The sequence below is a fragment of the Nocardiopsis sp. JB363 genome (assembly GCF_900143625.1).
GTDB lineage: Bacteria > Actinomycetota > Actinomycetes > Streptosporangiales > Streptosporangiaceae > Nocardiopsis.
In genome coordinates, this window is the sequence record NZ_FRFF01000136.1 from 35,948 (window position 1) to 47,771 (window position 11,824).

Genomic DNA, 11,824 nt, shown 5'->3' on the forward strand with positions numbered 1-11,824 from the left:
AATGGCTATCCACAGCCTGTGGAAACACGTTGGTTCGCCCGCCCTGGGTGGTCCGGCCGTCCATGTCGGGGCCCGCCATTTGGAGGTCGAAGGCGGGGTGTGCCAGACCCTCATCGTCACCGGTTACCCGCGCGAAGTCGCGGTCGGGTGGGCCGAACCCTTGCTGGCCTACCCCGGACAGCTCGACATCAGCTTCCACCTGGACCCGGTGCCCGCGCCCCGCGCTGCTACCCAGTTGCGCAAACGCCGGGCCCGGTTGGAATCGGCGCATCGCACCAGCACCGGCCAGGGCCGGGTGGAGGATCCGCACCAGCTGGCGGCAGCGGCCGATGCGGCCGAGATCGCCGACCGTATCGCCACCGGTCAGGGCAAGCTGTTTCGGGTGGCGGTCTACATCACCGTGCACGCCACCTGTCTGGAGCATTTGGAGGCCGAGCTCCAGCAGGTCAAAGCGCTGTGCGACTCACTGCTCGTGGATGCGGTCCCCTCCACGTTCCGTGCGTTGGCGGGGTGGATCTCCACGCTTCCGCTGGGCACCGACTCCCTGGGGATGGGCCGCTCGATGGACACCGACGCGGTGGCCACGACACTGCCGTTCACCTCACCGGAGTTGGTGGCGGACCTGGGGGAGACCACCGTGGTCTACGGCACCAACACCCACTCGTCGGGGTTGGTGGCCTGGGACCGGTTCTGCGGCGACCTGGACAACCACAATTCCGTCATCCTCGCCCGCTCCGGTGCGGGCAAGTCCTACCTCGCCAAGCTGGAGATCCTCAGGTCGCTGCTGGTGGGTGTTGAGGTCGCGGTCATCGACCCTGAGGGGGAGTACCTGCGTCTGGCCGAGGCGGTGGGCGGCACCACCATCAGCCTCGGCACGAACCAGGGGCGGCTGAACCCGTTTGCCCTGCCCACCTCCGGCGAGGGCGAGGACGGCAATTCGTTCACGTCCAGGGCGCTGTTCCTGCACACCCTGATCAGCGCGATGGTCGGCGAGCTGACCGCGACCGACAAGAGCGTGTTGGACCGGGCGATCGTGACCGCCTACGCGACTGCGGGGATCACCCGTGATCCCGCCACGTGGGAGAGGCCTGCGCCGGTTCTGGCGGATCTGGCCGAGGCGTTGGAGGAGATCGCCACCGACCCCAGCACAGGAGCGGCCCCTGCTGCTGGGGCCCAGAGCTTGTCCGAGCGAATCGAGCCCTTCGTCCACGGCTCCCACGCGGCTCTGTTCGAGGGCGCCTCTACCGCGCAGGTGGGCGGGCACCTCACGGTGGTCTCCCTCAAGGATCTACCCGAACAGGTGCGGCGGGTCGGGGTGCTGCTCGCACTCGACACGATCTGGCGCAACGTCACCGCACCGGGACCCGCGCGGCCTCGGATGGTGGTGGTCGATGAGGCGTGGCTTCTGCTCCAGGACCCGGCCGCGGCCCGCTACCTGGCCCGCTGGTCCAAGGCCGGACGCAAGCACTGGTGCGGGCTCACGTTGATTACTCAAGACGTGGGAGACGTGCTCTCTACGGAGCTGGGCCGGGTGGTGATCGCCAACGCCGCCACCCAGGTCCTGCTCAAACAAGCCCCGCAGAACCTCGACGCTGTGGCCGAAGCCTTCCATCTCTCGGCGGGCGAGACCCACCTGGTGGGCACCGCACCCCGAGGCTCTGCCCTTCTGGTGGCGGGCCATCAACGGGTGGGCTTCCACCCGCTGGCTTCAGCGCATGAGCACGCCCTGATCACCTCCGACCCCGCCGAACTGGCCGCGATACGCGCCGAAGCGGAAGCAGCGTCCGCTGAGCTCAAACGCCACGACCAGGACGACGAGACCGATCGTGCCTGGGACCAGAACGAGGACATCGAAGAAGAGGTGGTGTGATGCTCGGCTTCCTGCTCGGCGGGGGAATCTTCCTCCTGATCGCGGCGATCCCGCTCACCGGTGCCCTGGTGGGCGCGGCCGTATTCGGGCTCAGGTGGGCCCGCCACGTCCACCTGTCCAAGGAGGCTCGGGTGGTGGAGATTCTGCCCCCACCCGAGGCCAGCCTGGAGAACGCGAAAGCGTTCTGGCAGCACACCATGGGGTTGTTGCGCCCGCGTTGGTCGCGCTGGCTGCTCCAACCGCATCTGGCTCTGGAAATCATCGGCTCGGCGGCCGGGGTGCGCTATCAGGTGTGGGTGCCCGGAATCGTGCCGCCGGGGACGGTGGAGCGGGCGATCTCGGCGGCCTGGCCCGGCGCCACCACCTCCACCCGTCACCTCAACCCAGAGGAGTCACTGTTCCCAGCAGGGGCCTACACCACCGGCGGGCACCTGGGCCTGGGCCGCGCGGAGGTGTTCCCGCTGCGCACCAAATTCGATGACGACCCCGCCCGCCCCCTGCTCGGTGCGATGGAGGACCTGGTCGAGGGCGAACACGCCCTGGTGCGCATCACCGCCCGCCCGGTCACGGGGTGGCGGGCCGCCCGCGCCCGGCAGGCAGCAGCCCGTTTGGCGGGGCACGCCGGGATGGGCACGGCCATGGTCGACGCCTTCACCCCAGCAGGTGCCGGGGGCGGGTCACGGCGTGCGGTGTCGTTGCCGGGGACCGGGGATGACATCCGCGCGATCCTGAACAAAGCCAGCAGTCCGAGGCTGGCGTGCTCGCTGTCCTACATCCTGACCACCACCCACGAGGGGGAGGAGTTCCAGGAGCGGTTGCGGGGCCGCGCCCACGGCATCGCCTCGGCGTTCGCCGCGTTCACCTCGGGCACCAACCACCTGCGTCGCAGCTACATGTTCAAACCCTGCTGGTGGGCGGCGAACCGGTTCCTGGCCTGCGGGGCACTGCTGTCCACCGCCGAGCTGGCCGGGATCGCACACCTGCCCACCGACACGTCAGTCCCCGGCCTGGCCCGCGCCGGAGCCCGCCCTGCCGCACCGGCACCGGCTGTTCCGCGCGGGGGTGAGAACACCCGGATCGTTGGGGATGCCGACGCCGGTACCAAGCGGCCCGTCGCGTTGGGGGTGGTGGAGGCCCGCCAGCACACCCACATCCTCGGCAAGACCGGCTCCGGCAAGTCCACCCTGCTCGCCAACCTGGTGTTGCAGGACGCCGAAGCGGGGCGGGCAGGGTTGGTGATCGACCCGCGCGGGGACCTGATCACCGACATCCTGGCCCGCCTACCCGAGCACGCGGTAGACAAGGTGGTGTTGTTCGACCCCGACGATCAGGCCGCACCACCGAGGTTGAACCTGCTTCAGGGGCCGGACCCGGACTTCACCTCCGACACCGTGGTGGGGATCTTCCGGCGCATCTACGCCGAGTACTGGGGACCCCGCACCGACGACATCCTGCGCGCCGCCACACTCACCCTGACCCGGGCTAAGGACCCCGCGCTGACCCTGGGGGACGTGCCGCGCCTGCTCTCCAACGACGACCTGCGCACCGAGGTGATGGCCAAAGTCGTCCAGAACACCGGCAAGGACGAAGCCCTCGCGGACTTCTGGGGCTGGTACTCGGGCCTGACCGTCTCAGCAAGGTCGTCGGTGACCGGGCCGGTGCTGAACAAATTGAGGACGGCGCTGCTGCGCAAATGGGTGCGCCAGGTTGTGGCCTCTGGGCCTTCCACCATCGACCTTCCCAAGCTGTTCGACACCGGGCACCTGGTGTTGCTGCGCCTGCCGAAGGGCCGCCTGGGTGAGGACACCAGCTCACTGATCGGGAGCTTTGCGCTGGCCGCGACCTGGCAGGCGGTCACCGCCCGCATCCACACACCCGAGCACCAGCGCAAGGACCTGTGCGCGTTTATCGATGAGGCGCAGAACTTCCTGAACCTGCCCGGGTCCTTGGAGGACATGCTCGCCGAAGCCCGCGGCTACCGCCTCGGCCTGACCCTGGCCCACCAAGAACTCGGACAACTCCCAGGGGATCTGCGCAAAGCGGTCTCGGCCAACGCCCGCTCCAAGATCTACTTCTCCGCCTCACCCGATGACGCGGTGAGTCTGCAGCAGCACACCCAGCCGGTGTTGGGCGCCTACGACCTCACCCACCTGGGCGCTTTCCAGGCCGCGGTGCGCCCGCTGGTGGGGGCCAAGGAGTTGGGGGCAGTCACGGTGCGCACCCGCCCCCTACCGGAGGGCACCAAGGGCAGGGCCACCCAGGTGCGCCGGGCCGCCCGCGCGCATGGGCCCGAGGCCCAAGCGCAACCGGAAGAGCGACGGGGAAGTTAAAGGGGGCCGATGGTGAGCACTGAAATGGATGCGACCGACACCCTGCTGAGTCTGGTCCCCAAGGTCACCCCTCGGGACCGCCAGATCCTAAACGATCTGTACGACCACCAGGTTCTGACCACCCACCACCTGCACCAGCTGCACTTCGAGGGGCGGGCCGTGCGGACGATGAACCAGCGGTTGCGCCAGCTGCGCTCCTACGGACTGATCGCTCCGTTCCGCCCGTACGTGCATGCGGGTACGAGCCCCAACCACTGGGTGGTAGACCGCCTCGGCGTGCAGTTGTTGGCCGCGCAACGGAACACGGCGCTGGCGGATTTGGACTACCGGGCCGACCACCGGATGCGGGTCGCCCTGGACTACCAGCTGGGGCACGTGCTCGGGCTGGCCGACACCTTCGTGGACTTCATCCTGGCCGCCCGCCGCACCCGGTCTGCGTCGTTGGAGTGCTGGTACTCCGAGCGTGAGAGCGCACGCCGGTGGGGGCGACATATCCGCCCCGACGCCTACCTGCAATGGAATCAGGACCAGGAGGAGCTGCACGCTTTCGTGGAGTACGACACCGGCACCGAACCCTTGACGAAGGTCGTGCGCAAGATGAAGGGGTACACGAACCTGGCCACGGAGAGTGGACTGGACTCCATCGTGTTGTTCGCGGTCCACTCCGACCAGCGCGCCGAGCACCTTCTGGACAAGCTCGCCAAAGCGCCCTCAGCGCGGTTGCGGATGGTGAGGGCCTACGTGAGCACCCACGAACGGCTGCATGGGCGTGGCCCCGAGCGGGCGGTGTGGCGGGTGCCAGGGGAGCCGGGCGGGCAACAGTTGGGGTTGCTTGGCATCGCTCGCCGTCATCCTCGAAAGGAGCAGGGCCAGGACGACAGCGGGTGATGCGTCAGGTCTTCGCTGGCGCGGGGATCCTCTTCCTGGTGCCGGTGCTGTTCATCGGAGCGGCGGGCAACCCGGGCCAGAACGCGGTGGGGGTTCCCGGTGAGGTGGAGGGGATCCCCGCCCCGGTGTTGTCGGCCTACGTTCAGGCGGCCTCCCGGTTGGAGAGCGAGTACGAGCAGTGCCAGGGGCTGGAGTGGCCGGTGCTGGCCGGGGTCGGCAAAGTCGAATCCAACCACGTGAACGGGCGGAAGGTATCGGCGTCGGGTGACGTGCGGCCCAAAATGATCGGCCCGAGCCTGGACGGGAGCGGGGCTGGGGGCAACACCACCCCCCACCATGACTCGGACGGAGGTGAGTGGGACGGGGACACCGGATACGACAGGGCGGTGGGGCCGATGCAGTTCATTCCCACCACCTGGACCTCCCACGGCCTGGACGGCAACGACGACGGGATCGCCGACCCGCACAACATTCACGACGCGATGTGGAGCGCAGCGGTGTACTTGTGCGTGAGCCACCCCAGAGCCGAACCGGTCGACTTCACCGACCCAGACCACCTCGAAGCGGCGCTGCTGCGCTACAACCGAGCGGGCTGGTACGTGGACAGAGTGATGGGCCATATCGAGGCCTATACCGAGATCGCTGCCCAGGCCGCTGCTGCGGAGGTTCCCGTAGTGGGTTCGGGGGCCAGCACCGAGCAGGGGCGGGCAGCAGCTGAGTGGGCGCTGGCCCAGGTCGGCAAACCCTACATCTGGGGCGGGACCGGCCCGCACGGGTTCGACTGTTCGGGGCTGACCATGCAGGCGTGGAAGGCGGCCGGGGTGGGTTTGCCGCGGGTGACCACTGACCAGGTCAACGCCGGAACCCAAGTAGATCTTGCAGATTTGCAGCCGGGAGACCTGCTGTTCTACGACACCGGGGCCCCGGGAGGCAGCCCCTCGCACGTGACCATGTACGTGGGCGACGGGCAGATGGTCAACTCACCGCGTACCGGGCAGAACATCCGGGTCGAACCGGTGGCGGGCGAGTACTACCCGACCGTGTTCGTGGCGGCGGTACGGCCGGGCTGAGCGGCCAACCCGCCCCACACCGGCGCAGGGCGGCCCCAGCCCGGGGAACCCCCGGGTCGGGGCCGCCCTGCGGGCCGTGCGGGACGCGATGCCCGCGCGGCCCCATTTCCCGTGTTTTCGCTGGTCCATGACTTCTACGAAATGCGGGGTTGAAAATACTCGCTTGCATAGGGAAACATCACACCCACGCCGGTCAGTCCGAATGAACGCGATACCTATTTGTCCGAATTATTTCGCATGCTCAAAAAGAGGGGCTTTGTGATGCTCGCACATAATCTTTGCCGCACCTGGTCACCTCGGCCGAGCGGGAACTGAGAACCAGCTGGTAGCGCCTGTCCGCTGACATCGGGCGGGGCGAGGAAGCGCAGTCTAGGTGAGGGCGTACGACCTCACCAAGACCATTGACACCCGCCCCGCCCCGAACGGCGGAACACGCGCCTCGAGAAAAAGAAAAACACAAGAAAAAGGTGCCTCGGACGGTGCTCCAACACCGACCGAGGCGTGATCCCCCACCTGATACAGCCAGGAGGAAGACCATGGACCATGGTAGGGGCCGCCACCGTAGGCGTCGACGCGGCTGGGCCAGTCGTGTGCGCTGGACGGTCGGGGCCGTACTCGAAGCCGTCCTCGGCGCGCAGAAACCGCCACCCCCGCTGCGCCCGCGACCAGCGAAGAAGACTCCACCCGTGCGAGCGGTCACGACAGCACGCCCCCCGGTGTCGCCTGCGGAGCCCGAGTGGGTGCGACGCTACGATCAGGCCCGCCGCGATCACTCAGAGTGGGCCCGACACCTCTACGAACCCCAGGTGACGACAAAGCGAAAGCGGTTGCCGAGGTTCGGCTGGTGCGAAGACGATGCGGGTGGTCGGGGTGTGCGCCCCTACCTGGTCGCGCACGAGCAACGTCCACGTGGTTACCGCGAACCTGAGAATCCAACGCTGCAGCGGCACCGGCATGGTCCGCTACCTCCGAACGCCCTCTCGCGGGTGAGCCAGGTCGAGGAACCGGATGAGTGGGGCGAGCTGGCCGGACTGGTACGGCAGTGGCACGCCCAACAGCAGCCCGTGGCCTGACGGGAAAGACGAGAAACAGGGCCGCTCCCGCGCCGGGGCGGCCCTGTTTGCGTTGACTCGTTTTGGTGTTTGTGCAGGTAGAGAGTTCGACATCTGAGAGCGGTGGGTCTCTTCACAGTTTCGGTGACGGAGAGTGTCCGAATTCCTCTTGTGCAGTCACACTGCGTGTGGCTAGTGTCACCCTTCGAAAGCACGGAGTGGGATCACGTTGGATGCGGAATCGGAGGTGTGCTGTGCGTGCGGTGGCGTGGGTGGCGGTCGTGGTGGCGTTGGCAGGGTGTGCGCCAACGGAGGGCGAGCACGAGCAGGCCGAGGCGGGCACGCCGCCTCTGGCCGCCCCTTCCACACCCGAGCACTCTCCGGAGGAGGAGGCTGTGGAGGCCTATCTGGGAATGATGGGCGCTGTGGTCGAGGCGTCGCTGGAGGGGGACGAGGACCACCCGGACTTGGAGCGTTACGCGCGCGGTCGAGCTCTCGAGCTGACCACGGCCATGCTCGATGGGGCCAAGGCCATGGGAGAGCCGGTCCTGCGTCCCGAGGCCACCGATGTTGACCTAGAAGCCGACCCCGCGAGCATCGTGGTCGAGGACTGCATGGACAACACCGAATGGGTGTTGGAAGGCCATGCTCCTCGTGATGAGTCGGAGAAGAACACGAGGCTCTATAGGGCCACTGTGATTGAAGTTGAGCAACAATGGCAGGTTGAGGATTTGTGGGCGGGAGAGCCCAACGCATGTTGACCAGGCGACTCTGGAACGGAGCGCTGATCAGCGCGGTAGCCGTCGCATGCAGTGTGGTCCCCGTGTCCGTGGCTTGGGCGGATTCGCCCGGATTCGATGAGAGCCTCTCTTGCTCAGGTGCGTCCTGTGAGGTTGTCGTCCGTAGCTCCGGTTCAGGTCCAGCGGTCACAGGGGCCGCCCCTCCCTCGACACCGCACCAAGGAGGACGCGGTGAAGGCCGTGATACCAGCTCTTCGTGTGTGATGCCGGATACGGAGTTCCTTCGATCTGGCAAGGAAGGCCCGGCTCAGATGCCTGCGGGGCGTGCACGGTGTTCGGCTACAGCGTTTTCGGCTCCTGAAGGCGAGGACAGCCCTGAGGCGATCGATCCTGTGGTGTTGGCCGAGCAGGCGCGGGCGTCGATGACCTTGCCGCTCCCGGAGATCGGGACGGCACCGCCGCTCGGTAAGCCCCGGTTCGTGAACATGCCCTCGTGGATGTGGATCAACTCGGGTGAGTGGGAGCCGGTTTCGGCGACGGCGTCGGTGGGCGCGGGGTCGGTGACGGTGGTCGCTACCCCGGAGCGGGTGGTGTGGGAGACCGGGGACGGCCAGCAGGTGGTGTGTGAAAGCGCCGGGACGAAGTTTTCCCCTGCTGTGTTCCGTGAGGAGGGCTCGCCTGACTGCGGCCACACCTACACCTCTCTTCCTCCTGGGGGCGCGGGGGCCGAGGTGGATCTGGTCGCGGTGTGGGAGTGGTCGGTGTCCTGGTCCACCAGCGCCGGGGAGGGTGGCGAGTTGGAGGAGTTGTCGACGTCGGCGACGGAAGCGGTCGCGGTGAGTGAGATCCACTCGGTCGTCACCCGCACCGGCTGACCAGGCGGCAGAGGTAGGTATGGAAAGAGAGGGTGGGATGGTCGCGCTCGCGAAACCCCAGCAAACCAACCAGAAAACTAAGAGTAAGACGGAGGCTCCTGACGGGGGCCGGGAATGGGAGTCGGTGCGTTTGGCGGCGACTTCGCGTCGCCGGTGGAAGTGGGCCTTGTTGGCCACCGCGTTGATCGCCGGTGGCGGGACGGCCGGGGCCTGGGCTGGATTCGCTGGAGAAGACACGCTGCCGGTGGCGGTGCTCGCTACTGATTTGCCCGCCGGGCACGTGATTGCTGCTCAGGACCTCGCCTCGGTCGAGGTGGCGCCGAGTGAGGGGCTGCGGTTGTTGGCGCCGGACACGGTGGAGGGGATGGTGCTGGCTCGCCCGGTGTCGGCGGGGTCCCCTTTGGTGGCGGGCGCGGTGTCGGAGACGGCTGTGTGGCCGGAGAAGGGGTCGGCTCTGGTCCCAGTCCCAGTCGCAGTGCTTCCTCAAGGGTTGGAGGCGGGCACGACGGTGGACCTGGTCCCGGCCGGGGGTGTACCGGAGGCGGCCGAGGACGACGGGGACACGGCGCAGGACGGTTCGGGGGTGGTGACCGCTCTGGTGCACCGCGTGGTCGCGGACAGCGGTGATGGGTTCGGCCCCGGTGGCCAGGCGGTGGAGGTGGTGGTGCCTCGGGAGCAGACGGGTCAGATCGCGGACGCGGTCGCTGCGGGTGAGGTTCAGGTCGCGGTGGTCAACCCGCACGAGCAGGCCCAGGACCAGGATGGGGAGGGGAACGAATGACGGTGGTGGCGGTGTGCTCGCTGAGTGGGGCTCCGGGGGTGACGAGTCTGGCCACGGCCATGGCCGCCGCGTGGCCGAGCGGGGTACTGACGGTGCCGGTGCTGGTGGAGGCCGATGCCTCGGGGGGCGATGTGGCGGCCTGGTACGGCCTTGAGCCTGGTCCGGCCGGGTTGGTGTCGTTGGCTGCGGCCTCGCGCACACCGGTTCCGGGGGGCTCCTGCGCTCCCGCGTCCCATGAAACCGCCTCAAGCGGTTCCCGTGACCCTGTGCTGCGACACGCACTCGAGTTGCCCGGAGGGCTGCGGGTGGTGGCGGCCCCGAGCGATCCGTTGGAAGCAGGACGTGCGGTGGAGGCCCTCGCCCGTAATCCTCGGTTGCTGACGTTGGGGAGGGTGAGTGTGGTGGATGTGGGGCGTGCGGTGCCGGGGTCCGCGGGGGCGGCCCTGCTGCGTCACGCCGACACCGCCGTGGTCCTAGTCGAGGCAGGCCAGATAGAGCAGGCCGAACGCCTTCGGGTGTGCGCTCCGGTCCTGGGCTCGCTACGCCAGGACGGGGTCCGGGTCGGCCTGGCCATCACCGGGCATTGCCAGCACACGGACAGCGAGGTCTCCCAAGTCACCGGTGGACTGCCGGTATGGGCACGCCTCCCTCATGACACCACCGGAGCTGGGTTGGTGCGGGGCGAGCACCACCCGCCCCAACGCTTGAGGGATCGGCTGGCGGCGTGGCGTGCCCAACGCCGCGACCCTGACGGTTTGGAGTGGATGCCGCTGATCAAGGCCGCCAAAGCGCTGGCGGAGCTGTGTGATGACTTCGACGGCCTCGGGCTCGGCGCGGAGAAGCGTCGGGTGTTGGAGGTGCAAGCGGCATGACCACGATGCACCAGGTCCCCGACCTGACATCCGCCTCCGGGGAGGCGATCGTTGAGGACTCGTTGCGTGCGGCCGCGGTGGAGCTGGCCGGCCGCGTCACCGAACACCTCGTCACCCATCCTGAAGAGTCAGCGGACCCCGATGCGGTAGGCCAGCTCGTGGACCAGTTGCTGGAGGAGCGGGCACGCACGGCGCTGGTGCAGGGCACGCGGGGAACGGTAGACGAACCGCGCCTTCGCCGTCTGGTCCTGGACCATGTCCTTGGGCTGGGGCCAGTGGAGGAGTTGTTGGTCGAGCCGGGCGTGCAGAACATCCACATCACCGGCAACGATCCTGCGGTCGTGGACTTCGGTGGTGGGCGAAGGGAACACCGCGCACCGGTCGTGGCTACCGACGATGAGCTGGTGGCATTGGTGCAGCGGGCCGCAGCCCGTGCACCGGGCGGGGAGAGGCGTTTCGATGTGTCCGCGCCGATCCTGTCCATGGAATTGCCAGGAGGAGAACGCCTCTCGGCGGTGATGCCGGGTGTGGCGGCTCGTCCTACCCTGACCATCCGCCGCCACCCCACCCAGCACCTGCGCCTTCGGGATCTGGCCCGCTCCGGGATGGTCGACCAGACCGTGCAGGAGTTGCTCCGTGCAGCCGTGCGGGCCCGGTTGAACCTCCTGATCAGCGGCGCGACGAACTCCGGGAAAACCACCCTGCTGCGCGCAATGCTGGGCACCCTGGAAGGCGAGCGGCTCATCACCGTCGAGGACGCCTTTGAACTGGGTCTGCACCGCTCGGCCGACACCGACCTGGACGTCCAGGCCCTGCAGGGGCGCCCTGCCAACGTCGAAGGCATTGGCGAAGTGGCCTTGGCGGAGTTGGTGCGGGCGGCGTTGCGGATGTGCCCGGACCGGGTGATCGTCGGTGAGACCCGGGGCCCGGAGACGATCGCTCTGCTCAACGCCATGTCGATGGGCTCGGACGGGTCGATGTCCACCATCCACGCCTCGAGTTCGCAGCAGGTGTTTGCGAAGCTGGCCGCCTACTGCGCCCAAAGCCCCGAACGCCTTACGGCTTCGGCGACAGCGTCGCTGGTGGGGGCTGCTCTGCACCTGGTGGTGCACATCGACACCACCCCGGAAGGTGAGCGGTACGTGGCCAGCGTGCGCGAAGTCGTGGGCGCCGAAGGTGAGCAGGTGATCTCCAACGAGATCTACCTCCGCACACCGGATGCTTCCTCGGGTGGGCTGGTGTGTGCCCCGTCCGGGATGGTCGCGGACCGTTTGGACCGGGTCGGCTACTCGGGGCGGGGGTGGGCGTGATGGGCCCGTGGGACTGGACAGTAGGAGGCTTCGCTG

General features: G+C 68.1%; 10 protein-coding genes. All 10 read left to right on the top strand.

The window, feature by feature from the left end:
- The first annotated feature begins 1 nt into the window (after position 1).
- On the top strand, positions 2–1,870 hold the full coding sequence (locus BQ8420_RS21900) for a VirB4 family type IV secretion system protein (RefSeq protein ID WP_087101039.1): 1,869 nt from the start codon (positions 2–4) through the stop codon (positions 1,868–1,870).
- Positions 1,870–4,200 carry a type IV secretory system conjugative DNA transfer family protein gene (locus BQ8420_RS21905; protein ID WP_087101040.1) on the top strand — a complete coding sequence of 777 codons (2,331 nt, stop codon included), beginning with the start codon at positions 1,870–1,872 and terminating at the stop codon, positions 4,198–4,200. The genes BQ8420_RS21900 and BQ8420_RS21905 overlap by 1 nt, the downstream gene beginning before the upstream one ends.
- 9 nt (positions 4,201–4,209) lie before the next feature.
- Entirely contained in the window at positions 4,210–5,088 is an 879-nt protein-coding gene (locus BQ8420_RS21910; RefSeq protein WP_087101041.1) for a replication-relaxation family protein, read from the top strand.
- Complete coding sequence (locus BQ8420_RS21915; protein ID WP_087101042.1) at positions 5,088–6,158, top strand: bifunctional lytic transglycosylase/C40 family peptidase; 1,071 nt, start codon at positions 5,088–5,090, stop codon at positions 6,156–6,158. The genes BQ8420_RS21910 and BQ8420_RS21915 overlap by 1 nt, the downstream gene beginning before the upstream one ends.
- An 806-nt stretch (positions 6,159–6,964) precedes the next feature.
- Entirely contained in the window at positions 6,965–7,231 is a 267-nt protein-coding gene (locus BQ8420_RS31545) for a hypothetical protein (protein WP_143847459.1), read from the top strand.
- 233 nt (positions 7,232–7,464) lie between these two features.
- Complete coding sequence (locus BQ8420_RS21920; RefSeq protein ID WP_235006412.1) at positions 7,465–7,971, top strand: hypothetical protein; 507 nt, start codon at positions 7,465–7,467, stop codon at positions 7,969–7,971.
- Between the two features lie 377 nt (positions 7,972–8,348).
- On the top strand, positions 8,349–8,825 hold the full coding sequence (locus BQ8420_RS21925; RefSeq protein WP_235006413.1) for a hypothetical protein: 477 nt from the start codon (positions 8,349–8,351) through the stop codon (positions 8,823–8,825).
- Between the two features lie 124 nt (positions 8,826–8,949).
- Positions 8,950–9,606: an SAF domain-containing protein gene (locus tag BQ8420_RS21930; protein WP_235006414.1), complete on the top strand. Its 657-nt coding sequence runs from the start codon at positions 8,950–8,952 to the stop codon at positions 9,604–9,606.
- On the top strand, positions 9,603–10,478 hold the full coding sequence (locus BQ8420_RS21935) for a hypothetical protein (protein ID WP_143847461.1): 876 nt from the start codon (positions 9,603–9,605) through the stop codon (positions 10,476–10,478). The genes BQ8420_RS21930 and BQ8420_RS21935 overlap by 4 nt, the downstream gene beginning before the upstream one ends.
- The gene (locus BQ8420_RS21940) at positions 10,475–11,788 is read left to right on the top strand and encodes a CpaF family protein (protein WP_087101045.1); all 1,314 of its coding nucleotides are present in this window, start codon (positions 10,475–10,477) and stop codon (positions 11,786–11,788) included. Before BQ8420_RS21935 ends, BQ8420_RS21940 begins: the two co-directional genes overlap by 4 nt.
- The last annotated feature ends 36 nt before the right edge of the window (positions 11,789–11,824 follow it).

Coding starts and splice junctions, on each gene's coding strand:
- BQ8420_RS21900 (WP_087101039.1), top strand. CDS start 2: ATGGCTATCCACAGCCTGTGGAAACACGTTGGTTCGCCCGCCCTGGGT.
- BQ8420_RS21905 (WP_087101040.1), top strand. CDS start 1,870: ATGCTCGGCTTCCTGCTCGGCGGGGGAATCTTCCTCCTGATCGCGGCG.
- BQ8420_RS21910 (WP_087101041.1), top strand. CDS start 4,210: ATGGTGAGCACTGAAATGGATGCGACCGACACCCTGCTGAGTCTGGTC.
- BQ8420_RS21915 (WP_087101042.1), top strand. CDS start 5,088: ATGCGTCAGGTCTTCGCTGGCGCGGGGATCCTCTTCCTGGTGCCGGTG.
- BQ8420_RS21935 (WP_143847461.1), top strand. CDS start 9,603: ATGACGGTGGTGGCGGTGTGCTCGCTGAGTGGGGCTCCGGGGGTGACG.
- BQ8420_RS21940 (WP_087101045.1), top strand. CDS start 10,475: ATGACCACGATGCACCAGGTCCCCGACCTGACATCCGCCTCCGGGGAG.